This is a genomic window from Bradyrhizobium sp. CCBAU 45384, assembly GCF_028128665.1.
Classification (GTDB): Bacteria; Pseudomonadota; Alphaproteobacteria; order Rhizobiales; family Xanthobacteraceae; genus Bradyrhizobium; species Bradyrhizobium manausense.
Map to the genome: position 1 here is coordinate 44,359 of NZ_LBIZ01000090.1, position 23,262 is coordinate 67,620.

Here is a 23,262-nt window from a genome sequence, read left to right on the forward strand (position 1 = left end):
TTACTGTAAGGAATTTCCTTTCAATTTCAAGCCGTGGAAGCTCTTGCTTGGCAATATCTCTAACGGCGCACTAGGCCGGCGCCGCCCGCGATCCCTTTCTAAACTAAGGCGGGCCGCCGCCCTGCCGCGACGTTGCTGCAGCTCGCTCACCACCCCCACATCGTCAGGTCTCGGATGGAGAGGAGCGTGCCGGGCATCTTTCCCGACTATCCTGCCCCCCATTGTCCGCAATGCAGCCGACGACGCGAGATCGCAATGGCGCGATGGGGAATGCCTTCGTCGTCCAAGGCCTTGATGGACGCCACCAAGAAGCGCGCGGAGAAACTCGAGGCCAAGGGCAAGACGGTAGACTTCAAGGAGTTGCTTCGGATGGAGCCGGACAGCGGCACCACGAACATCCGCAACACAAGCAGCAGCCACCGAAGCGTTGGCTCGGGCCTGACAATCGCTGCCTCGTGCCCCTTACATCGTTTTCCGAGTACGACACGATTGACGGCAAGAAGGTCCCGGTGTGGTTCGCATTTGATGAATCTCGTCCCCTCGCCGCCTGCGCCGGCATCTGGACGAACTGGACGAGCGTTCGCAAGGCGAAGGAAGGCGAGGTCAACATCGACGTCTTCGGGTTCCTGACCTGCGAACCCAATGCCGAGGTGAAGCGCGTCCATCCGAAGGCCATGCCGGTGATCCTCACCACGACCGAGGAGTACGATGTGTGGATGCGGGCGCCGTGGGATGAAGCCGAAGCGCTGCAACGACCGCTGCCCGATGGGGCGTTGAAGATCGTGGCGACTGGCGAGAAGGGAGACCCGCGCCGCAAGCATAACGTTCTGCACAGACCGCGCGGAACAGGTGGACAAGCCGCCGCCCTGCCGATTGCGAATCCCTGCCCCGTGCTAACCGCCCGGAACGAGCATGGGGTCGTAAGGATTCGTCCCCCGCAGGAGCCAACGCGATGCTGATGACGAAGGAACGGCGGCCCGCAATCCGGACGCTGCGGGGCTGGGCCATGTCCGTGCTCCTTGAGGCCGGTGCGATCCACGAATGCGAGGAGCATGGCTGGGCAAAGGACCGGGCCGTAGTCCGCAATACCGTGAGCGAGATAAAATAGTTGGTCATCTGCTCAATCCGCTCGCGGATCTCCCCACACGAAACAATGTAACGGAGGGTTGATCGGCGTTATACTCATTTCGCGAAACGCGTATAACGTACTGGACCCCGGGTTCCACTCCGTTTATACTCAATCCGCGGACTGAGTATAATCCGAAAAACGACCATGCCGGCCCCCTCCCTGGTTGCCCAGACGACCTACGTCGAGCTCCTGGAGCGCGCCGCGAACGCCGCCTTCCAGAACGCCTTCGCAGACAACGGCTCATTCACGGCCAAGAACATCAATGGCCGCAAGTATTGGTACTTCCAGACCGGCACCGGCGCCGATCGGTCCCAGCGCTATGTCGGGCCCGAGACGCCAGAGCTTCTGGAGCGCATTGCCCGCCATAAGGAGGTTCGCGAAGACGAGCGTGAACGCCGGGCGCTTGTCTCTACGCTGGTCCGCTCATTCAGCTTCCCTCGTCCCATTCCAGAGATCGGCGACGTCATCGCAGCGCTCGCCAAGGTAGGGGTGTTTCGCCTTCGCGGCGTGCTCGTCGGGACGATCGCCTACCAAACCTATACCGCGATGCTCGGCGTTCGCCTCTCAGCCGGCTCGCTGCAGGCCGGCGACATGGACATCGCGCAGTTCAAGAACGTCTCGGTGGCGGTTGAGAATTCCACGCCGCTTGTTCTGGACGTTCTGAAGGAAGTCGACAGATCCTTTCGTGCCGTCCCTCACGTATCTGATGGCCGGCGTGTGACGAGCTATGCCGCCAAGGGCGGCTTGCGCGTCGACTTTCTCACGCCCCACGAGGGCAAGGAGACCGCCCGTCCCCAAAAGCTGCCCGCCCTGAACACAGACGCGCAGCCGCTGCGCTTCCTTGACTTCCTGATCCGCGAACCCGAGCCCGCGGTCATCCTGCATGGCGCCGGAATCTATGTGCACGTGCCGGCGCCGGCGCGCTACGCCGTCCACAAGCTCATCATCTCCCGCAGGCGCCCGGAGGGGCTTGCCAAACGCGACAAGGACCTGCAGCAGTCCGAGGCCCTGCTCGCGGCTCTGGCAGAAAAGCGACCTCATGAGCTGAAATCGGCCTGGGAGGAGGCTCATGGTCGCGATCCCAAATGGCGCCAATTGATGTTCGAAGGGCTTGCTCTCCTTGCGGCCTCGGTTCGCGACGCAGTGCTCAAGACCATTGCCGCGCCTCGCTCGATCATTCCGGACATGGATCTTTCCTTCGACAATCCTCCTGCTCGCTATGACTTCAGCCGCGATGTCGTGACGTTCCAGGGCCAAGCGCCCGGCGGCGCGGTCAACTGCGCAGTCAGCCGCGAGGCACTGGACGACCATTTCGGCGCCGACGGCCTCGGGCAGGACGGCCGCCTGCAAGCGTTCCTCAAGAACAGGTCGAGGATCGAGGAGATCGCTCGCGCCAAGTACCTCTCAGCGCCGGTGGACGAGCCCGGCGGCGTTTTGGTCAAGACATCCGACGTCGATAGCTTTTCAGCCCGACGAGCGCCCAAACGGAAGTAAGTTCTTCGTCATCGTCCAATCCCGCGCTTGATGCCGATCGACCAGCATATGCCCTCCCCGCCGACCTGACCGGTGACCAGTTGCCCGCGTGCTCGCTCCAGCACCGGCCGCCAGGGCACGAGCACGAACTCGTGGGGTCGCTCGATCAGGGCGAACCGCCCGCTGTTCAGCGTCAGCATAAGCCGCTAGGCGCCGTCGATCTTGTCGCCAGACTTGACATCGACATGTTCAAGGCCGGTGCGCGCGAAGATCTTAGCGACAGTCCGTGCCAACTCGCGCGCTTCGAGCGTCTCGAGCATTTTCCGTGCAAAACGCACCTGGCCCCCTTCCTCTCGCGCCAACCCCTGCCCGATCAGCCGTTGCCGCCTCGTTCGTAGCGCGGTCTCGACGTCCGCGCCGAAGCCCGTCGACGCGAGCTCCTCGGATTCCTTCCCAACAAGCTTGCGACAAGCCAGGTTGCGCCCAGCGCCTGCGGCGGGTCTTCGAACCTTTGCCATGACAGTACCGTGACCCGCACCGGATTGCCCGATCGCTGGAACTGCTCGTATCGAAGCGCCCGATCCAGATAGTCCTTCCCAACAACTCCAACTGCCGTCGGCGAGACGGCCGACCATGCCTTCGCGCCGCATCGCCTCCAGTTGCCGCAAGTGGGATCCGACAAATTCGCCCGACGCCTGGGGATCGAATTCCCGATGCAGCCGATCGCTGTAACTGCCGCCATGGCGGGCGGCGACCTCTGCGATCGTCAGGTCGATCGCCAGCGGTTCAGAGTAACCAGATGTCGTGGCCCTGCCGGATCTGCCACCATAGGACGAGACATCGCCGACCAGAGATCAGTCCGCCTTGCGTTCCGAAGTGGACGAAATCAGAACCGGTCCATCGACCTCGGCCTGCCGGTACATGGCCGAGAGCACTTGATCTGAATCGCGAAGAAATCCTGCAAGCGCCATGGTCGACCCTACCGCCTGCGCCTCACAGAGCCGCTCCAACGGCCAACCGGCACGCCTCAGGATGCGCTCCATACGGGCGTCAGTGAAGGTCGAGCGTCAAAAACGATCACGCTGCCGCGCGCACCTCCGGCCGCCTCAGGCAGCGAGCTCAAGGCAAATGAAACCTGTCCGGCCTTGAACTGACACCAGTTGTTGCGATCCCGAATGCCACCGGAAGCCCCAGCGCTCTTTCATAGAAGCGCTGCATGAGATCCATGTCACTAGCTAGCGACCGTGTAGCCCGCTCCGGATAGCACCGAGAGACACCCCCGTCCTCCCTTCCACCTTCAATGCTATCGAAGATATTGTTTACTGTTGTAAAATGCAGCCGCGTGCGTTTGTGTCAATCCGGATTTTCAATCCCGGACCGCTGAAAGAAGCAGATGCAGGAAAAGAAGCCCCGCCGAGGCATTCAGTCGGTTGAAGTTGCCTTTCGTATCCTCAACGCTCTGCAAAAGAGCCAGCAGGCGATGGCTCTCAAGGATATCGCGCCGCTGGCGGAACTGACGACCAGCGCTGCGAACAATTATCTAGTGAGCCTGGTGAGGATCGGACTCGCTGCCGCTGATGAGAAACCCGGCTTCTATCGACTGGGGCCTGCGGCACTTTCCCTTGGTGTCAGCGCGATACAGCAGATCGACGGCTTTGAAGTCGTCCGCCGGGAGGTGACCATTCTGCGCGACACAACGCGGCGAAGCGCTGCCGTCACCACATGGACCGACGACGGTCCGATCAGTCTGTTCAAGCAGGATGGAGACCAGCGAGGCGCCTTCGAATTTCGTACCGGGCTGATCCCGATGCTGACGACTGCTGCAGGAAAGATCTATGCGGCCCGAATGCCATTGAACTTGACGGCGCCCCTAATTGAACAACAATGGGGTGCAGCCTTCGGCGGCAAACCCGATGTCTGCAAGTTCAGGGAAGACGCAAGCCGGGAACTCAAGCGCAAAGGCTTTACGGCCATCGTCCGCTCCGATCTCGCCGGCTATGTCTCTCTTGCGGCACCCGTACTGGACTGGAACGGCGATCTCCGGTTCACGTTAAGCTTGGCCGGCACACGGGCGTCCATGCAGACCGAGTCGACAAGTGCGCAGGTGAAATCGTTGCTCGCCAGCGCGTCCCGCGCCACTCGTGCTCTTGGCGGTAAGGTCGAGAACGGCGACTAGCCCATCACCTCCCTCCTAGAATCATAGTTGGCGGAAGACGTCCGCTAGCACCCGCGAGAAATCGTCTAGAGAACTTTGCCCCCGAAGCGACCACCAGACCAGCATCTCTTGGAGGGACAAAAAGGCCCGCCGTCAGGACCGCTACGAAGCGAGGAACGCGTCGATGCGCTTGCAGGCCTCACGATCGCCCGCGACGTCGGCGGCATAGAGGCCGGCTGCGGCCTTGTACATTAGCGCTTCCGGAAACTCCGCGCCACGGCTGGCTCAAGGCCAGTTCCGCCTTCAACGCCGACCCCGCTCCCTCGCGTTCGGCTGCAAGCACCATCGCGGTCGCCACCAACCCCTTGGTAATTCCAGCGTAGGATAGCTTCAAAGCCGAGGCCGCGCCGATTGGACCGTCGACGATACGGACGTCGAGACCATATTCGGCCAGTCCCTTGAGGTCGGACGCCGCATCGCCCGAAAAATACGATTCGGCGCCAGACAAGGCCGGCGGCCAGAGCGACTGTCATGGGTTGCTGGTCACGGAGATCAAGCCCTTTCGAGCATCCCCTTGCGCTGTTGCCGAATGCCAGCAACAGCCTAGCGAGGGGACTCAGGACGATCGTGTGAATGGCGATGAATCTGGCTCAGCAGCGAGACACCCTGGTTCCCGAGCAAAGCCTGGGCAATCGGAACACCGATCAGCGAAAAGTACGAATAGATCACGCCCATCCCGAACAAGACGCATTCGGCCAGACTCAAGCCGAGCGCAAGACGCCCGTGCCGTCGCCAGCCGCCTGCGCGCCTTCCGCGAGCGATAGAAAGAGAAGCGCCGGAATTGCGAAGACCGATAACCCTGAGCATGGCGTCGAGCGCATGGCCTGCCAACTCGCCGCTCTCGACAGCATGCACATGCCGGATCTGCGCTTCATCAAGTGCGACGTTGAGGGGCACGAATTGAATGTCTTCTCGGGAACCGAGCAGACCATAACAAAGAGCCGACCCGTGATCCAGTTTGAAGCCGTTCCGGCCGAAGCTTCCGACCTTTTTTGGTTACTTCGAAAATCTGCGTTATTCCGAGGTGATGTTTCTCGGTGACCGATACTAGCCCTATGTCGATCCCGATGACGTCAAGCATTGCAAGTTCGGGTCAGGTGGCCACAGAGATTTCCTCTTTTTACCGCCCGAGGCTATCGGCTCCACAATACCTACTAAGATGGCTCAGCATTTCCCTAGATGATCCTCAAGAGAATGTGCTGCGGGACAGGTACGACAGAATAGTCGTTGCTATCATCATCGCGCTCCGCATCGGTCGTCAGGATCACCCGGCGCTCCTTTGGGATGGACGGTAGAAGCTGCCGCTCGCCCTAGATCATGCACTCGTTGGCCGCGCAAGCTGCGAACGTAATAGCCCTGTCTTTGAACGGCTGACTTGATCTCGTCGCTGACTTTGAGAACTCTTTTTCTGCTCTTGCGCCACTTATTCTGACAGCAAACCGAGGGTATCGCACAGCCAGTGCTTAGAACGAGAAAGTCGCGCCTCTCATTTCGATAAACATCAAACACTTTTCGCCCCCGCTGATCGTATTGAAGAAAGCACGAAATATGTTTCAGTCATTCTGATGCCCAGCTTACTACCTCGAGCGGCTGTGCGGGTTGCAAATGTGCAACGCTCCGCGACTTCTGCTTCACCGCGCACGCATTGAAACGAAGCGAAGCTATTGCATTCAACTTCGTTGAAGGCAGCGCGCAGGTACCTTGGTAAATACCGCCGAAGCGCGAAACACATTCTTTCTCTTAGGCTTCCGGTTGTGGCGCGAGGGGATATGCGAAACGCCGAACCTTTCAGGTGTTATGCAGATTGAAGGAGCGCCGTGGAGTATTGTGCGGCGCAGCTCCAGCGCGATGGCCAGAGCCGACCGCCGCGCCCAGCAGGTAGGCCGGCTTGTTCCGGAACTCGGCGGCGCCTTCGGCAGTGACGAGCACGAGCGCGGCCGCGCCGTCATTCTCCATGCAGCAATCATAGAGATGAAAGGGTTCAACGATCCATCGTGAAGCGTCGTACCTGTCGGGATCCAGAGGCTTGCCACGTATGTCGCGGCGGATTGGTCTGCCCATGATGGTAGGAGGCGAGTGCAATCGCACGCAGCGCCTCCTGGCGCACGCCGTACTCGTGCATGAAACGGCGAACGCGCATGGCAAAGCGCTGCGGCGACGCCAGTACACCATAAGGCATCAGATAGGCCTTCTCGCCCGACACGGCGTCTGATACTGCTGGTCTGACCGAAACGACCAATTAGCCTTGGGCCAATGACCGGAACACCACGACGCAATCGGCGAGGCCAGCGACGATGGCGGCCTACCAAGGTCGGCAAGAATAGTCCGCTTTGCAAGCCGCCCCTTCACTAGATAGTGGTCGGGTAGATCGGAGATGCGAGCGGCTACGTTCGCTTTCATCGCCGATGAGGTCAGCGGGCCAGCTCCCTAGCCCGCTGCCGTCCATCGAAACTACTTTGCGATGCAGGTATCGACGTTCTTGGAAGTGCAAACGTCAAGACCCGTATAGGTCGGATCTTTAGGCGGAGCCTTGCCTTCCTTGACGTCCTTCAAAGCGAACATGGTCTTGTAGCCCATCTCGAACGGACGTTGCCCGACTTGGCCGAGCGACAGCCCCTCCTTCATCTGATCGATCTGAACCGGCAGCGTATCGGCAACCACCAACGCCAAGTCCTTCTTGCCGATCTTGTCCTTGAAGGGCGCAACCGCAGCGCGATTAGCGTCCGGTACGAATTGCGGGAAGCCGCCCGTCGGCGTGAACGCGTCCAGGCTCGGGTTCTTTGCCATAATGTCCTGGAATTGCTGCACCGACAGTGGGAAATCGTCGTTGGTGTAGAGCGGGCAGCCCTCGATCTCCTTCCAGCCATTCTGCCCGGTCAGCCGCTCCCCAGGCGATTGGGCGGATTCCTTGCCTGAAAGCGTGTCACGGATACCCTTCATGCGTTCGTTGTGGTTGGCTGCAGCTGCGCCGCCGGACTGGATACAGATCGTGCCCCCCTTCGGCTTGATGGTCTGCACGATCTTGGCGATGTTGACGCCGATCTCGTAGTTGTGGGTGCCAATATAGGCAAGGCGCAGATCCTTGTTCTCGGGGAGAACGTCGGAGTCCCAGGTCAACACGGGAATGCCGGCGCCCTTGGCGGCCTGCAGCGCAACGGCCATCGCCGCCGCGTTGGCCGGTGCCACGGCAATGCCGTCCACCTTCTTGGCCACAAGGTCCTGCACGATCTGCACCTGCTCCTCGCCGCCGCCATGCTCTCCGGGGCCGATATACATGCACTGGAACGCGCCCTTGGACTCGGCTTCCGCCTTCTTGCAGCCGTCCCGCGCCTGATCGAAGAACGGATTGTTCATGTTCTTGGGAACGAGCGCAAAGGTGAACTTCTGCTGCGCGCTGGCCTGTCCTCCCAAGAACGCTGAAAACGCCACGGCGGCCATCAATAGATGCTTATGCACGTTCTCCTCCCTTTTTGTTGACTCCCAGTCTCCGACCTTATTGCCATCGGATTTCTAGCTACGCTTCCAAACAATCCACTCGCGGAACGCAGCAAGAAGCGACGTCCCGCTCGTCTGCATGCCGAGCAGCACGGCAATGACGATGAACATGCCAACGAACGCGCCTTGCCAGTTCGAATCGATGCCGGCCATCAGAAGCGCGTTGCGAATGACCTCGAGGAACGCCGAACCGATCACGGCACCGAAGGCGGTCCCATAGCCGCCCATCAGATTGGCGCCGCCGATGACCGTGCCGGCGATCACACGAAGCTCGTAGCCGGTGCCCATCGCGTTGATGGCCGAGCCGCTGTAGCCGAGGAGCAGCAGTGAAGCAATGGAAGCCGTGAATGACGAAAACAGGTAAGCTTGAAACTTGATCCAGTCGACCGACACGCCGGTCAGGCGCGCAGCGTTTTCGTTGGAGCCGAGCGCATAGAGGTGGCGCGCCCAGGCTGTGAATATGAAGACGGCGCCAAGGATGAAGGCAAGGATCAGCATCACCCAAAAATGGGATGAGAGCTCGGGAATCCAGCGTGGAGCCCAGCCAGCTGGCGCATGGAGCGGCCACTTCGCCTGGCCGATTGCCCTGACGATCGGCGCGTCCGGACCAAACTGGTAGAGCATCTGGTTGCCGGACAGCACCACGGCCAGGGAGCGCGCGATCGACAGCATGCCGAGTGTCACGACGAAGGACGGCATGCCAACATAGGCAACGAAGAAGCCGTTGAAGGCTCCACACGCCAGTCCCGCGAGGAGTCCGGCTGCGAAGGCGGCATACCAGGAATGATGCCAGGTCAGCAGCAACCCGGTGACAATGGCAACGAGCCCCATCACCGAGCCCACAGACAGATCGATGCCCCCCGTGATGATGACAACAGTCATGCCAAGGCTCATGATCGCAAGCGGAGCAAAGTTGCGCGTAATGTTCGTGACGTTGTCGGTTGTGCCGAAGCTCGGCTCCAGCCAGGTCATGAAGATCACCAGAGCCAAGAGTGCGGCTGCGACCCAGATTGCCTGATTGGCCACCAGGCGCTGGAAGGTGGTCTGCTCGCGAATGCTGACGACATCACTGATTGCGGCGTGTGTTTCTTCTATCACTTTGGCAGAACTAGGCTTCACGGATCGCCCCCGTAATCAGGCCGGTGATCTGCTCCGGCGAGGTCGTCGCGGTTTCCTTGTCGGCCACCTTTGAGCCACGCCGGAGCACAATGATACGGTCGCAGACGGAAAACACGTCAGGCATGCGATGGCTGATCAGCATCACCGATACTCCGCGAGACTTCAGCCGGCGGATAAGTTCGAGCACCTCGGCGACCTGTCGTACAGAAATGGCGGCTGTCGGCTCGTCCATCAGGACGAGCTTGGCATTAGACAGCCGGGCCCGGGCAATCGCAACGGCCTGACGCTGCCCCCCCGACATCTTCTTCACGAGGTCCCGGGGACGCGTTTCCGATTTGAGCTCCGCGAAGAGCTCGCCGGCGCGCCCGATCATCGACTGCTTGTCGAGGATGCGGAACGGCCCGAAACCCTTCTTGATTTCGCGTCCGAGGAAGACGTTCTCCGCGGCCGTGAGGTTGTCGGCGAGCGCGAGCTCCTGATATACAACTTCGATGCCCTCGGCCCGAGCCTCGATCGGCCTGTGGAAATGGCATTCCTTGCCATCGACGACGATGGCACCCTCGGTCGGCGGGAAGTTTCCGGCAATCAGCTTCACCATGGTCGACTTGCCGGCGCCGTTGTCGCCCATCAGCCCGACCACTTCCCCCGCATCAACCGAAAAGCTGACATCGGACAGCGCCCGAATAGCACCAAAGCTCTTCGAGATGCTTCGCACATCGAGCAAAGCCACGCGTTCCCTCCATGCGGTGGCGGCTCTATCCGGCCGCATCGTCTTTTTGCAACCAATATTGCATACCCTGCAATCCTGCAACACCTATTTCACATGCTGGCGAGGGCGCTTGCATGGACGCTCATGGCGGCTTGGCCGGAATGCTGGACATCGCAAGTGTAGGAAGACCACGTCCAGCTTGCCTGGCGCGATCCCGTCCATGCCGTCGCCCGCTTGCCGCAGAGAAAAGCCATTGGCCTCGAATCGTCTCAGAGCGGCGCTTCCGGATGCGGTGACGCATCATAGGCGCCCCAGATGCTTTGATCGAAGTTGATCGTGGCCCCCGTCATCATTCCAGACTCATCGCAGGACAGGAACGCAACGGCGCGCGCCACCTCGGTGGGATCGAGCAATCGGCCGAAAGGCTGCCGCGCGGCCGCTTCTTCGAGCCAACTCGCGGACCGGCCATGGTAGACCTCCTGCGTGTTGAGCTCGCCTTCTGAGGCCATCCAACCAATGTTGAGACCGTTCACACGGATGCGGTTGCGCAGCAGCGCATGGGCAGTATTTCGCGTCAGCGTGTCGAGCGCGCCTTTCGATGCGCAATAGGCCGCAATGAAGGACTGGCCACCCATCGCCGACATTGAAGAGACATTGACGATCGTGCCCTGCACTTTGTCGCGGCGCATCAGCTTGATTGCGTCCTGCATCAGAAAGAACGGGGCACGCACGTTGACGGCGAAGATCTTGTCAAATAATTCTGGGCTTGTATCGATGATGGTGCCGCGGCTCGTATCGCCCGCAGCATTCACCAAGGCGTCGACGCGCCCGAAGGCCCTGTCCGCCTCAGCAACGACTCTGGCGCAATCCTCGGTCTTCGTCAGGTCAGCGCGCACAAATACCACGGCAGCGCCCGTGGCTGTGGCGATTGCATCGGCCTTTGCTCGCCCCTTCGCCTCATCACGACCGCACGTGACGATGCCCTGCGCGCCACGCTCGGCGAACAGTTTGGCGATGGCGGCACCGAGCCCCTGGGTTCCCCCCGTGACAATCGCGATCTTTCCATGCATCGAAGTCATTTGGGTTCTCCAAGAGTCGGAGCGCTGCTCGGCGTGTCGCTGCTGCTCGACGCCAAAGGGACCCTCAAGGTGCACGCGATATTGCGAACTCCGACCTTCTTCCGGTCCTGCCGGACTCGACCTGCCTCCGCGAGCATGAGCGCGCGGTATCCGTCGTCGAATGTCGCTTGGGACGGCGCAGCGTCGCGAACGCCCGCAATGAACGCCGACGAATGTTCGATTTGCTTGCAAGAGATATTGCGGATATGCATAAGTGTCAATAAATGTTCGCCGGCGCTATCGATGATGTGCTCCGCCGCCAGGGATGGTGATGCGAGGGCGCGCGAGTCTCTTTGGTCCTTGACCGGTCCGGTCAACGGCCAGGCTGTGCAGCTGATACTCGACCAAATGCCGACGCCCTGGCGCTTGCTGAATTTTTGGAGAGGACAACGTTCCGAACGAGAAGTTGTCAGCATCCGCACACTATGAAACCAGTGACGAGAGCACATTAAATGCAGGGCGTGAAGACACCGGAAGACTATGAGGAATTGATCCGTGTCATCCACGATCGCCATGATGACATGAGCAAGTCTTATCAAAAGATTGCCGTTTATCTGACCCAGAACCCGAATGATGTCGCGGTCCTGTCGGTAAACGCAATCGCCGATCGCTGCGGCATCCACGCCTCAAGCTTCGTGCGCTTTGCCCAGTCACTTGGCTATGAAGGTTTCAAGGAGCTGCAGGCCTTATTTCAACGGCGCCTGTCAACCGCCGCCCCGGGTTTCGAGGCCCGCATCAAAGCTCTGGACATCGAGTTGGGTGCCCGCGCCGATCGTAGCGAAGTTGGTTTCCTGCGCGACTTGGTGGTTCGGGACATTGCCTCCCTTCAGGACATGCTCGCGGACATTTCGCCGAAAGCTCTCGCGGACGCGGTCACCCTCCTTGAAAAGGCCGATTCCGTTTTTCTGATCGGGCAATTGCGTTCGGCACCCGTCGTCGAATTCCTTCGTTACATATTGACCATGCTGGGAAAGCGCTGCGTTTTGCTCGACGCAGGCGGCGGACTCGCGACACACATCGGGCGCACGATCCGCAAGAAGGACGTGCTCTTGGCGGTATCGTTCCGGTTCTACGCCAACGAGGTCGTCAATGTCGTGGACGAAGCCGGGCGCAATGGGATTCCCATCATCGCGATATCGGACAGCACACTGTCTCCACTGGCAAAGAGTGCCCGCGTTCTGTTCGCCGTCCCAGAGCATGAATACACGTTTTCGCGTTCCCTTGCCGCTCCGATGTGCCTTGCCCAGGCCTTGACGGTGGCGCTGGCAGCAAGACTACAGAAGGACATCAACCCGCGGATCCCAACAGTTACTAGTCGATAAAGCAACTCGAGCTGGGTTGCGGTGGCTCGTCACGTTCTCGACTTTCGTCATCCGGCAAGGCCCGAACGGCACGCAGCGCCTCACAAAACAAGTCGCCGATCGGTTGCTGGGATCATTCGCACCATGTCGGGCGTTGGATGGCGGCCACGTGGAGGAGATGCAATGGATTGTGGCTGTCCGGTCAGGGCCGCTTTTTCAATTGCGACCAGCGCACGCAAGTCCGCCAGGCCCTCCTCGCCATCAGCCTCCGGCGGCGTTCCACGCTCGATGCAATCTGAAAAGTATTCCGCCTGCGCACCAAAGTGGTCGGTCTGCGGAAAGGTGATTTCTCGGACATCGCCGTCGCGGCGCAAGCGCAGTTTTGTTGCAGTCTCGAACCTGAAGCCGGGGTCGAGTTCGAGATCGCCCGAGTTTCCGACAACCCGATAAGTGTCTACAGCAGTGGCCCCGAAGCTGGCGACGAATTGCGCCAGACCGCCAGAAGGAAAACGCAGTAAGGCTGCGACGGATGCTTCCACTTCGCGAAAGCGCGGGTCATCGATCGGTCGGTTAACCATGGCCGTTGCCTCGATCGGCTCCTCGGCAAAGATGTGACGAGCCGCATTGACGCAGTAGACGCCGACGTCCTGGAGCGGGCCACCCCAACTCGCAGCTTTAAGTCTGTGGTTGCCTGCCGCTGCCTGGAAGCTGAAAATCGATTGAAAGAAAAGCGGTTGGCCGATCGCGCCGCTGCGAATGTGCTCGAGAACCGCGACGGTTCCGGGTTCGTTGTGGAGCCTGTACGCCGTCATCAGGAATACGCCGGCTTCACGCGCGGCGGCGATCATGGCGAGAGCATCCTTTTCGCTTGTGGCCAGCGGCTTCTCGACCAAAACGTGCTTGCCGGCTCGAGCTGCGCGAATTGCGTAGTCTGCATGCAAGTCGTTGGGCAGAGCAATATACACTGCATCGATCTCAGAGCTTCTTAGAAGCGCATCGTATCCGTCATAGTCGGCGATCCGGCCGACACCATAGAAATCCGCCAAACGGGCGGCCTTGTCCCGATCGCCCGTCACGATCGCGGCGACCTTTGAGTTTGCGGACTGCGCAACCCCTGGCAGAAAGGCTTGCTGCGAAATCCAGCCCGCGCCGACAACTGCATACTTGATCATCGTTCCCTCTCCCGGGTCCAGCGGGTAACGGCGTTCGCTCGCTATCAATCATACAACGGAGGACGCGGTCCATATTTCAGGGTTGCCACACCCCCTCCGGCGAGTGCCTCAGCGACTTGCTCCGCAATGGCCGAGGCGACATAGCCATCCCATGCGCTCGCTCCGACTGAGGCACCGGTTTTCACTGCGCTGACCCAATCGGCCATCTGCCTGCGGTATGCCTCTTCGAACCTAGGCACCCAATTGTCCGGATACGAAAGACCACCAGCTCGGTCCCTGTTCAGCAACGTCAGCGATGCCGGAGCCAGCGATATCGTGCCTTGCCGACCTACCAACTCGACATGGACGTGATAGCCGTAGCTGGCGTTTACGAAAACCTCAGTCGAAACAATCTCGTCCTTGTCGGTTTTCATCATGATCATGAGGGGTTCGCCGCCCGGCCCCGCTTCTACGCGCGCAGAAACCATCTCCGATCCCAGGAGCCAACGGCTAACGTCGATCTCGTGGACGAACGAATTCGTGATGGCCATCGGGCCGTTGAACCAATCCGGCGCGCGAGCATTGCGGTGCACGTTGTGCAATAGCACGGCCCTACCCAAGTGACCGGCGTCTTTGACGCGCTTGATCTCCCGATAGCCAGGGTCAAACCGGCGCATGTATCCGACCTGAATGAGCCTACGTCCCAAACCGACTTCTGCCTGCACCACGTCCCGGGCATCAGCTGCTGAAGACGCCAACGGCTTTTCGCAGAGAACCGGCTTGCCCGCCGCGATGCATGCGCGTGTTAGCGACGCGTGTGTCGAATCGGGAGATGCAATCACGATCGCGTCGATCTGATCCGACGCGATTAACGATTGAGGATTCGAAAAGACGGTTGCTCCAGAGGCAACTGCCTGCGCCCGAGCCACGTCCGCGTCAAAAATCCCCGCAAGATGAGCACCAGGGGTCTCTTGTCGGAGTATCCGAGCATGCTCGGCGCCCATCACACCTGTTCCGATGACTCCTATCCCGATGCTCATTTCGCCTCCACACCCTGTCTCGTGCCAATATTGTCCCGCCAATCCAGGGCAAGACCGGAGCGGTTCCTGGAATTCGGCGACACCCGATCGGTGCGGTTCATGGCACGACCTCATAACCGGCCGACGCCATCAAGCGGATCAGTTCCGCATGCCCTTTCCTGGCCATTTCCAACGGCGGGCTGATCCTGGGGTCCTGCTCCGCTTCGACGACGAACCACCCCTCGTAGCCATAGGACGCGAGGCGGGCGATGATCGCGGCAAAATCGAGCGAGCCATCGCCTGGCACGGTGAACGCACCTTTCACCACCGCGTCGAGGAAACTCTCCCGCTTCCGGTCGAGTTTCTCGATGACGCCGCTGCGGACGTCTTTGGTATGCACATGACTGATGCGGGAATGATGCTTGTCTATCACACGCAAGACGTTGCCGCCGGCAAAAGCCATGTGGCCTGCATCGAACAGCAGCGGTAACGCCTCTCCCGAATTCGCCATGAGCAGGTCGAGTTCAGCTTCGGTCTCGATCGCTGCAGCCATGTGGTGATGGTAGGCGATCGGCATTCCCTGCCCCGCGCACCACTCGGCGAAAGCCGTCATCTTGCGTCCATAGGCCTTCATCTCCTCGTCCGAGAGCCTCGGTTTGGTAGCGAGCGGCGCGGAGCGATTGCCCTGAATCGAACGCGCAGTTTCGCCGTAGACGATGCAGGGCGCCTTCGCCGCAATGAAGAAGTCCATCTGGGCGCGAATGCGGTCCTTTTCTCGCTCGATGTCGCCGTCAAGCAGAAGGCCGGAGAACCAGCCGCCGCACACGGAAATCTCAAACCGGGCGAGTATCAGCCCGAGTTCCGTCATGTTCATTGGGAAACGCCGACCGGTTTCCATTCCCGTGAAACCGGCGACACTGGCCTGACGCAAGCACTCCTCCAGACTCACGTCATCGGATAGCTCCGCAAGATCGTCGTTCCACCAGGCAATGGGGGCAATTCCAAGTTTCGCTTTCATGGCTCATCACACTCCGATGCGCTGCTTCGCGCGGATAGCTTCTTGTTGCTTGCGCGCACTTCGAACCGCCTCGCGCGAGGACACTTCGGGGACGCCGACGTCCCAGTCGGCGTCGCCAGGAACCCACGAATACGCATCCGAGGCGATCGTAAGCACCGTGGTGCGATCGTTGCCTTTGGCCCATTCGAGCGCTGCAACAAGGTCGGCAAGGCTCTCGCAACGCCGTGCAGCCGCGCCCATCGACTCGGCGTGCTTGGCAAAATCAACGTGAGGAGGATTGTCGCGATTCTGAACTCGACAATCGGTCAACAGATTGTTGAAGCCTGGCACGCCCTTGAATTGTTGCAGCCGGTTGATCACCGCGAACCCGCCATTGTCGCAGACCACAACGATCATCTTGTGGCCGCTCAGAACCGTCGAGTAGATGTCCGAGTTCATCATCAAGTAGGTGCCGTCGCCGACCATCACGATGGGCGTGCCGCCGAGCCCGCCTGGCCCGGAATTGGCCATTGCATGGCCCCAACCGGCGGCGATCTCGTAGCCCATGCAAGAGAAGCCGAACTCGAGATCAAATGTATTGGGCGCCTTTACGCGCCAGCCCTTTGTCACTTCTCCCGGGAGACCGCCGGCAGCCGAAATCAAGGTATCTCTCTCGCCGGCGGACGCATTCACCGCCTGGACTATCTGCGCGTAGGTCGGTACCGGAGCATTGCTGGCGGCCTGCAATGACTCGAGCAGTGCGTCCCATTCTCTGAAGAGCATCTGGGCACGCGTCATGTGGGCGGGGTCGACTCGCCACGCGCCGAGCTCCGCATCCAGCTCTGCGACCGTCTCCCGCGCATCGCCTACCACCGCTAGCGCACGATGCTTCACCGCATCGAACCTGGCCGCGTTGATCGAGATGAAGCGCGCGTCCGGGCTGAAAGCGGTCCACGAACCCGTCGTGAAATCCTGAAGACGCGTTCCGATCGCAAGGATCACATCGGCTTCGGCCGCTAGCGTGTTCGCTGAGGTTGAGCCGATAATTCCGATCGGGCCCGCGTGGGCCGGGTGATAGTGGGTCACGGCGCCCTTGCCAGCGATCGTCTCCAAAATAGGAATTCCATGCTTGACCGCGAAATCCGCGACGACCTCTCCCGCCAGCGAGTAGCGCACGCCGCCGCCGGAGACGAGGATCGGCTTCTTCGCGGCCTTGAGCAGCGCGGCTGCCTGCGCGAGTTTCTGACGGTCGGGACGCGCCCGCGGAATGGTCCAAGTTCGAGACTCGAAGAAGGCCTCCGGGTAGTCGAATGCCACCTCCTGTGTGTCCTGGGGCAGAGCGAGAAAGGCCGGGCCACAGTCAGCCGGATCGAGCATCGCGGCCGCCGCCTGCGGAAGCGAAGAAATGATCTGCGCGGGATGGGTGATCCGATCCCAGTAGCGCGTGACCGCCTTGAAGGCGTCGTTTACGGTAACGGTCGGGTCGCCAAAATGCTCAACCTGCTGAAGAACCGGATCCGGCAGCCGGTTGGTGAACGTATCGCCGGCTATGAGAAGAAGCGGCAAGCGATTTGCGTGAGCTGTTCCCGCTGCCGTCACCAAATTCAGCGCGCCGGGGCCAATGGACGACGTCGCGACCATGATTTGCCGCCGAAGCTTGCCCTTGGCAAAACCGACGGCTGCCAACGCCATCGACTGCTCGTTCTGCCCGCGCCATGTGGGCAGACGATCCTGCACAGCCTCCAGAGCCTCGGACAGGCAGGTTACGTTCCCATGACCAAAAATACCGAACACGCCGGCGAACAGGGGCACGCGAACACCTTCGATCTCGGTGAACTGCTGAGTCAGCCATCGCACCACGGCCTGGGCCATGGTGAGTCGGATTGTGGCGCCTGTCATGTGATGTCCTCCCTCGACAGTTTGGGAGAAACATAACCTCCTGCATTAAATATTGACAATCATATTTTTTAGCAACAACTATTGCCAAAGACGGCAACGTCAACGACATCCGCCCTGGACTTTTTCGCTAGTCGCCTCAACTCCGACCTCATCGTGATCAGGGATTTGCAACATGACCAAACCGAAGCTCCGCATCGGTCTCATCGGTAGTGGCTTCATGGGCAAAGCGCACGCTTTCGCTTACTCCATAGCCGCGCGCGTGTTCGATCTGCCTTTCGAACTGGAACTGCATACGATCGCGGACATCAGCGACGAGGCGGCAGCGAAAGCAGCCTCAGCCCTGGGCTTCGCGCGCGCGACCTCGAACTGGCGCTCGCTCGTGGTGGACCCAGCCATCGACGTTGTGAACATCACCACGCCCAACGCGCTCCACAAGGAAATGGCCTTGGCTGCGATTGCCGGTGGCAAACATGTCTACTGCGAGAAGCCACTGGCTCCGCTTGCGACAGACTCCCGCGAAATGGCCGAGGCCGCTGAAGCGGCCAGTGTAAAGACACAAGTCGGTTTCAATTACCTTTGTAACCCGATGCTGCAACTCGCGCGCGACATGATCGCCGCCGGAGAACTCGGCGAATTACGCGGCTACCGCGGGGTCCACGCCGAAGATTACATGGCAGACAGCGCTGGGCCCTTCACCTTCCGGCATGATCCGGCTGGTGGCGGCGCGCTGGCCGACATTGGCAGCCACGCGTTGGCAACGGCCGAGTTCTTAGTAGGTCCGGCCGCCGGACCGATCACCGGGGTCATGGGAGATTGCGTGACGATGATCAAGGACCGTCCCGACGGCAAAGGCGGGCGCAGGCGCGTCGAAGTCGACGATGTCGGGCGAGCCTTCCTCCGTTTCGCGAACGGTGCCTCCGGCTCGATCGAGGGGAATTGGATTGCGACCGGGCGGAAGATGCAACACGATTTCGAAGTCTATGGAACCAGAGGCGCCCTCGCCTTCAGCCAGGAACGATTCAACGAGTTGCATTTCTTCTCGACCGATGACCGCCGCGGCCGTCAGGGATTCCGCCGGATCGAGGCGAGCCCGGACCATCGGCCATACGGCTTGTTCTGCGTTGCACCGGGCCATCAGCTTGGCTTCAATGACCTGAAAGCGATCGAAGCTGCAGGGTACCTTGACGCTATCGCCGGACGTCAGCCGGAGCCATTCAACTTCCGCGCTGGCCTGCGCATCCAAACGCTCGTTGAGACGATTCACGCCTCGAGTCGCGCCGGCACGTGGAAGAACGTTCCTTGAGTGAGCCTTTAAGCGTCTTCTCGACGTCCTGGTCAACGAACGACTCCATCGAGTCATAACCAGACGCCGGCGACCACTTGCACCACCCGCGTCGAGGGCGGCAGATCGGGCTGCTAAGAGGTGATGTTCAGGAGAATAAACAGCCGCGGGCGCGCCGGCAGGAAACAACTTGAAACCCACTGCTCGGTCAAGAACTCATAGCTATTCTTTCGAGGCGCAAGAAAAATGGAGTTGAATCAAGGTGGTTGACAAGACACCCCTTCCGCCATCGGTGTTTGCAACGGTCGCCTCAGCAATATCTCAACCGTAGTTTTCCGCCAGTGAGCGTGGCTTGCGACCTGCTACCTTCCTTCAAAACGGCCCTGGCCGCAACGAAGCGAGAGCGCAAGCCGTAGCCAGTCGCCGCAGCGGTGCATTGTTGAGACCGTCGAGCTCTGCCACTCTGCGGGTGCGTCCGGATCACGAGCCCCGCAAAGACGCGCTCCCAGGCATCGAATGCGAGGCCCCCGGTACCGGGCACGGCGAGAAGCCTCCTGCGCCTCTGGACACGGCGCCGATCTGATTCACCACCCGTGAGCCCTTCACGCAGTCGATTTTTTAGCGAGTGCGCCTGCTCTCCCGCAACGGCACCGACTGGACGAAGCGCTACGCCCGGATTGCTGAAGCGTCCCTCGAGAACCTGCAGAAGCGCTTTGTGATCGATGGGGAGGCCGTCATCCTTGGGGTAGACGGCATCGGCGACTTCAACGCGCTGCACAGCCGGCCGCACGACCATAAAGAGCAGCTTTACGCTTTTGATATCCTCGTCATGGGCACCGATGATCTCCGGTCCTTGCCCCTCCATATGCGGAAGATAAACCTGCAGCAGCTACTAGATGCGGTAATGGGCCCGGCTCCGAGCAAGGGGTCATGATGGTGGCTGTCGCCCGATAGATGATGAAACGGGGTCGCGACTTGAGTCGGCCCCAAGCATCTGGAGACGGAGGACAGCCGTGGGGAATTATGCCGGAATCGACGTGTCATTGGAACTGTCGAGCGTGTGTGTTGTGGACGCCCAGGGTAAGATCCTGAAGGAAGCGAAGGTCGCAAGCGAACCCGACGCCTTAGTTGAGTTTTTTGAGACGCTCAGCTTTGCAGTGAAACGGATCGGGCTGGAGGCTGGGCCGCTGTCGCAATGGCTGCATGCAGGCCTGAAAGGTGCGGGATTTGAAACAGTTCTGCTGGAAACGCGGCACGTGAAGGCCGCATTATCTGCAATGACGGTCAAGACGGATCGCAAGGATGCCCGCGGGATCGCCCAGTTGATCCGGATGGGATGGTTTCGGCAGGTACACGCAAAGTCGGTTGATGCGCAAGAGATCCGGGCACTCCTGATCGCACGCAAACAGCTTCTCGGGCGGCTGATCGATGTAGAATTAAGTATCCGAGGGATTTTGCGCGGCTTCGGTCTGAAGGTTGGCCCGGTGACGCGAAAGAATTTCGAAGCGCGGATTCGAGAGTTGGTTGCGGGACAAGCGACATTGGAGCGCATTGCTGGTGCGATGCTTTCGGCACGATCGGCCCTGAAGGCAGAATACGGAAGACTACACAAGGCTGTGCTGGCAATTGTCCGTGATGATGCAGTCTGTCGCCGGCTGATGACAGTACCGGGTGTTGGCCCCCTGGTGGCTGTTACCTACAAATCGGCGATTGATGATCCTCATCGCATCGTAAAATCGAAGGCAGCAGGCGCGCTGTTCGGGCTCACGCCAAAGAAATATCAATCGGGAGAAAAGGACGTCACGGGCGGAATCACGCTGGCCGGCGATGAGACGGTGCGGACGGCCTTGTATGAAGCCGCCAACGTTCTGCTATCGCGCATCACGCGGTTCTCAAAACTCAAACGCTGGGGGATGGACGTCGCCAAGCGGAGAGGCTCGAAGCGCGCAAAGGTCGCCTTGGCACGCAAGCTCGCAGTGATCCTGCATCGGATCTGGGTCGATGGCACGACTTACCGATGGGCCGAAGCGGGCTCAATCGCAGCATAGAAGACGTGGAGGAGATCAAGGACAAGCCTGGACATCGACTCCGGAGCCTTCCAGCTCGCCTGCCAGCGCCTGAGTAAAGGCCAAAATAAAGGCCTTTGCGCCAGCGTAGGTCGCGCGTGATGGCAGCGGGTCTGGCGGCAGCACAGCGCTGATGGCAAGCAGGGACGCCACATTAATGATCGCACCTTTGCGTCGTCGAACCATCCCCGGGAGAGCCGCTCGCGAAAGCCGCGCAACCGATCGCACATGAATGTCGACTAGATCGTCAATGACCTCAGGATCAATTGACACAAACGGCCGATAACCCGCAAAGCCTGCATTTTTGAAGCAAGCTGAGCGCTTCGTCGCCACCGGCCAGCGTCTCGACTCTAGCCAAATCCTGCTTGTCTGTCAGATCGGCGCAAACGACCTCGGCAGCTATGCCGTTTCCTCTCTTCAGTTTCTCCGCCAGATCAACAAGTCGGTCGCGCCGACGCGCCACCAGAATGAGATCATAGCCTTCACGTGCCAGTCGTTCCACGTACACCATCCCTATTCCGGACGATGCGCCAGTAATAAGAGCCCGGCGACCACTTGAAACGGCATCGCTCATTGCAACCTCCCTGCGTGGGGTGATGATATGTGACCGCTTTGTCCGCCCGGGGGTCAACTGGCTCTTGGCAGCCGCATGCCCTCGGTCGGGTCATCTTGCGGAAGCAGACGTCGGCGCGCTCCCGGCTGAGGTCAGCCGGGGGCCAAGGGCGACATTCCGTTGCCGCCAATGAGCATCAAGCAGCACGCGCGCGGCCGCACGAAGTGCTAGAGTAGAAAATTGCGCACTTCCTCCTGGAAAATAGGTGCGCCGGGATCCTGCGAGAGCAACATATGATTTTGGCCAGGCAGCGAGACGAATCTTGCGCCCGGAATTTCCGCGGCCATATCTCGGCCCAAAGAGATTGGAACCCTGCGGTCGTCTCGAACATGCATCACGAGCGTAGGGGCCTTAATTTGCTTGAGGAGGTGTCGGACGTCGAAATTCGCTACAGTTTCGAGGTAACGTACCGCACACTCCGCCGAGGCGCTGAGACGCTGAAGCTCATTGAAGGCGTCGACCTGTTCTTTGGTGGCGCTTGGTAACATCGAGGATGTAAAGAGCTGCCGGAAGGTCGGCTCATCCGCGCCCCAACCCAGCTTCATCAGTGTTTTCATTGCCGCGAACCGCTCCCGATCGGCGGCCGAAAGATTTGGATTGTTATTGGCGCCGACCGCAAACCCACCATAGAGGATCAGGTGCGTTACGCGCTCCGGATGCCGGACCGCAAACGCAATCGAAACGGCGCAGCCCTGCGAAAACCCGAGAAGCGGAAACTTGTCGAGCCCGGCCGCGTCGGCCACGCTTTCCATGTCCCTGACCCATGCGTCAAGCGAGAGCTCGCCGACGTCCCAGTCCGAGAGGCCGTTGCCGCGAGCATCGTAACGGACGAGCGTGAATGAAGATGCAAGCCCGAGCAGAAAATCACGGTAGAGCGGAAGATCCCAGTCATACTCGAGGTGGCCAAGCCAATGCGCCGATCGCAATAAGCCTGGTCCACTTCCAACCTTCGCGTAGGCCAACCGCACTCCATCCGTGGCCCTGCAATAGCGGATGGTCTGTTTGAGATTTGCTGCGGATAGGACACGCGCTGCGGGCGGGCCGTCCTTGCCCAGATCGATGGCATAGACTTCGATCGGTCGCGCGATGTTCTTGAGGTTCTGCCGGCCCAGCTCGCGAAAGGGGAGCTTTAGCTTACCATCGATCTGATCAAGGACCTGCCGGGAAATGCAGATGCCGCCCCGCACCGCCATGCCTTCCAACCGCGCGGCGACATTGACGCCGTCTCCAAAGATATCGCCCTCATCTTCAATGATGTCTCCGACGTTAATCCCTACGCGGAATTCAATACGTCGATCGGGAGGAATACTCGCGTTCCTGTTGACCATCCCGCGCTGAACTTCGACAGCACACTTCACTGCTTCAACGGCGCTCGAAAACTCCACGAGCATTCCGTCACCAGTCGTTTTAATAAGACGCCCGCGGTGGGACTTGAGCTTGTGATCGACCAGCTCCCGGCGGTGCGCTTTCAATCCGGCAAGAGTGCCTTCCTCGTCATCGCCCATAAGCCGTGAATAGCCGGCTACGTCAGCTGCCAGGATTGCTGCCAGCCGGCGCTCGACGCGCGCGTGAACCACGAAAGTGTCCTCCGTCACCTAGCCCAAGCAAATCATATGCAATGGAATGGCGCCAGTAAAAACCCGTCGTTAGCCGCGGCCTGACGTATCCGCTTCAAG

The 23,262-nt window shown here is 60.2% G+C and carries 22 protein-coding genes and 3 pseudogenes; 9 read left to right on the plus strand and 16 right to left on the minus strand.

All coding sequences use genetic code 11. The features are described 5' to 3' along the window. Nucleotides 1–183: 183 nt before the first annotated feature. From XH80_RS07335 to XH80_RS07345, 3 genes and pseudogenes are all read left to right on the plus strand, one after another. A pseudogene (locus XH80_RS07335) lies at nucleotides 184–806 on the plus strand (SOS response-associated peptidase family protein); the annotation flags it as partial. Between the two features lie 146 nt (nucleotides 807–952). Further along, nucleotides 953–1,108 (plus strand): hypothetical protein, encoded by a 156-nt coding sequence (locus XH80_RS07340; protein WP_271598030.1) that lies wholly within the window; start codon nucleotides 953–955, stop codon nucleotides 1,106–1,108. Between the two features lie 165 nt (nucleotides 1,109–1,273). Then, nucleotides 1,274–2,623, plus strand: coding sequence for a GSU2403 family nucleotidyltransferase fold protein (locus XH80_RS07345; protein ID WP_271598002.1), 1,350 nt, complete (start codon nucleotides 1,274–1,276; stop codon nucleotides 2,621–2,623). 8 nt (nucleotides 2,624–2,631) lie between these two features. Here XH80_RS07345 and XH80_RS07350 read toward each other — a convergent pair. Together XH80_RS07350 and XH80_RS07355 are read right to left on the minus strand one after the other, a co-directional pair. Next, nucleotides 2,632–3,453 (minus strand): annotated as a pseudogene (locus tag XH80_RS07350) (DUF3363 domain-containing protein). A 3-nt stretch (nucleotides 3,454–3,456) separates the two neighbouring features. Further along, a pseudogene (locus tag XH80_RS07355) lies at nucleotides 3,457–3,651 on the minus strand (acyl-homoserine-lactone synthase); the annotation flags it as partial. 344 nt (nucleotides 3,652–3,995) lie between these two features. Between XH80_RS07355 and XH80_RS07360 the strand changes: the two are divergent. Next, on the plus strand, nucleotides 3,996–4,778 hold the full coding sequence (locus XH80_RS07360; protein ID WP_271598003.1) for an IclR family transcriptional regulator: 783 nt from the start codon (nucleotides 3,996–3,998) through the stop codon (nucleotides 4,776–4,778). Between the two features lie 612 nt (nucleotides 4,779–5,390). Continuing rightward, nucleotides 5,391–5,858, plus strand: a complete 468-nt coding sequence (locus tag XH80_RS07370) for an FkbM family methyltransferase (protein WP_271598004.1) — start codon at nucleotides 5,391–5,393, stop codon at nucleotides 5,856–5,858. Nucleotides 5,859–6,053: 195 nt separating this feature from the next. Here XH80_RS07370 and XH80_RS07375 read toward each other — a convergent pair whose 3' ends face one another. The 7 genes from XH80_RS07375 to XH80_RS07405 all read right to left on the minus strand — a co-directional run bounded on the left by XH80_RS07375 (nucleotide 6,054) and on the right by XH80_RS07405 (nucleotide 11,219). Beyond that, nucleotides 6,054–6,326: a hypothetical protein gene (locus XH80_RS07375; protein ID WP_271598005.1), complete on the minus strand. Its 273-nt coding sequence runs from the start codon at nucleotides 6,324–6,326 to the stop codon at nucleotides 6,054–6,056. Between the two features lie 279 nt (nucleotides 6,327–6,605). After that, on the minus strand, nucleotides 6,606–6,773 hold the full coding sequence (locus tag XH80_RS07380; protein WP_271598006.1) for a hypothetical protein: 168 nt from the start codon (nucleotides 6,771–6,773) through the stop codon (nucleotides 6,606–6,608). A 25-nt stretch (nucleotides 6,774–6,798) separates the two neighbouring features. Continuing rightward, the gene (locus XH80_RS07385; RefSeq protein ID WP_271598007.1) at nucleotides 6,799–7,020 is read right to left on the minus strand and encodes a hypothetical protein; all 222 of its coding nucleotides are present in this window, start codon (nucleotides 7,018–7,020) and stop codon (nucleotides 6,799–6,801) included. Nucleotides 7,021–7,268: 248 nt separating this feature from the next. Continuing rightward, a complete protein-coding gene (locus XH80_RS07390) occupies nucleotides 7,269–8,273 on the minus strand; it encodes a substrate-binding domain-containing protein (RefSeq protein WP_271598008.1) in 1,005 nt (334 codons plus the stop codon). Nucleotides 8,274–8,327: 54 nt separating this feature from the next. Further along, a complete protein-coding gene (locus tag XH80_RS07395) occupies nucleotides 8,328–9,410 on the minus strand; it encodes an ABC transporter permease (protein ID WP_271598009.1) in 1,083 nt (360 codons plus the stop codon). Nucleotides 9,411–9,420: 10 nt separating this feature from the next. Beyond that, complete coding sequence (locus tag XH80_RS07400) at nucleotides 9,421–10,200, minus strand: ATP-binding cassette domain-containing protein (protein WP_442868597.1); 780 nt, start codon at nucleotides 10,198–10,200, stop codon at nucleotides 9,421–9,423. 209 nt (nucleotides 10,201–10,409) lie between these two features. After that, nucleotides 10,410–11,219 carry an SDR family oxidoreductase gene (locus XH80_RS07405; RefSeq protein WP_271598029.1) on the minus strand — a complete coding sequence of 270 codons (810 nt, stop codon included), beginning with the start codon at nucleotides 11,217–11,219 and terminating at the stop codon, nucleotides 10,410–10,412. A gap of 491 nt (nucleotides 11,220–11,710) precedes the next feature. On the opposite strand from XH80_RS07405, the gene XH80_RS07410 reads away from it, so the two are divergent. Continuing rightward, complete coding sequence (locus XH80_RS07410) at nucleotides 11,711–12,580, plus strand: MurR/RpiR family transcriptional regulator (RefSeq protein WP_271598010.1); 870 nt, start codon at nucleotides 11,711–11,713, stop codon at nucleotides 12,578–12,580. Nucleotides 12,581–12,660: 80 nt separating this feature from the next. On the opposite strand, the gene XH80_RS07415 is transcribed toward XH80_RS07410, so the two are convergent. The 4 genes from XH80_RS07415 to iolD form a co-directional block, all read right to left on the minus strand. Then, nucleotides 12,661–13,731: a Gfo/Idh/MocA family protein gene (locus XH80_RS07415; protein WP_271598011.1), complete on the minus strand. Its 1,071-nt coding sequence runs from the start codon at nucleotides 13,729–13,731 to the stop codon at nucleotides 12,661–12,663. Between the two features lie 44 nt (nucleotides 13,732–13,775). Further along, nucleotides 13,776–14,750, minus strand: coding sequence for a Gfo/Idh/MocA family protein (locus XH80_RS07420; protein ID WP_271598012.1), 975 nt, complete (start codon nucleotides 14,748–14,750; stop codon nucleotides 13,776–13,778). A 97-nt stretch (nucleotides 14,751–14,847) separates the two neighbouring features. Next, nucleotides 14,848–15,747: a myo-inosose-2 dehydratase gene (iolE, locus tag XH80_RS07425; RefSeq protein WP_271598013.1), complete on the minus strand. Its 900-nt coding sequence runs from the start codon at nucleotides 15,745–15,747 to the stop codon at nucleotides 14,848–14,850. 6 nt (nucleotides 15,748–15,753) lie between these two features. Continuing rightward, nucleotides 15,754–17,625: a 3D-(3,5/4)-trihydroxycyclohexane-1,2-dione acylhydrolase (decyclizing) gene (iolD, locus tag XH80_RS07430; RefSeq protein ID WP_271598014.1), complete on the minus strand. Its 1,872-nt coding sequence runs from the start codon at nucleotides 17,623–17,625 to the stop codon at nucleotides 15,754–15,756. Nucleotides 17,626–17,797: 172 nt separating this feature from the next. Between iolD and XH80_RS07435 the strand changes: the two genes are divergently transcribed. From XH80_RS07435 to XH80_RS07445, 3 genes are all read left to right on the plus strand, one after another. After that, nucleotides 17,798–18,928, plus strand: coding sequence for a Gfo/Idh/MocA family protein (locus XH80_RS07435; RefSeq protein ID WP_271598015.1), 1,131 nt, complete (start codon nucleotides 17,798–17,800; stop codon nucleotides 18,926–18,928). A gap of 604 nt (nucleotides 18,929–19,532) precedes the next feature. Next, nucleotides 19,533–19,841 carry an ATP-dependent DNA ligase gene (locus XH80_RS07440; RefSeq protein ID WP_333932163.1) on the plus strand — a complete coding sequence of 103 codons (309 nt, stop codon included), beginning with the start codon at nucleotides 19,533–19,535 and terminating at the stop codon, nucleotides 19,839–19,841. Nucleotides 19,842–19,920: 79 nt separating this feature from the next. Next, nucleotides 19,921–20,955, plus strand: a complete 1,035-nt coding sequence (locus XH80_RS07445; protein WP_271598016.1) for an IS110 family transposase — start codon at nucleotides 19,921–19,923, stop codon at nucleotides 20,953–20,955. A gap of 15 nt (nucleotides 20,956–20,970) precedes the next feature. Here XH80_RS07445 and XH80_RS43940 read toward each other — a convergent pair whose 3' ends face one another. From XH80_RS43940 to XH80_RS07455, 3 genes are all read right to left on the minus strand, one after another. Continuing rightward, nucleotides 20,971–21,306: an SDR family NAD(P)-dependent oxidoreductase gene (locus tag XH80_RS43940; RefSeq protein ID WP_442869129.1), complete on the minus strand. Its 336-nt coding sequence runs from the start codon at nucleotides 21,304–21,306 to the stop codon at nucleotides 20,971–20,973. Next, entirely contained in the window at nucleotides 21,236–21,547 is a 312-nt protein-coding gene (locus XH80_RS07450; protein WP_271598017.1) for an SDR family NAD(P)-dependent oxidoreductase, read from the minus strand. Before XH80_RS07450 ends, XH80_RS43940 begins: the two co-directional genes overlap by 71 nt. A 206-nt stretch (nucleotides 21,548–21,753) precedes the next feature. Beyond that, entirely contained in the window at nucleotides 21,754–23,163 is a 1,410-nt protein-coding gene (locus XH80_RS07455; protein WP_271598018.1) for an alpha/beta fold hydrolase, read from the minus strand. Nucleotides 23,164–23,262: the final 99 nt, after the last annotated feature.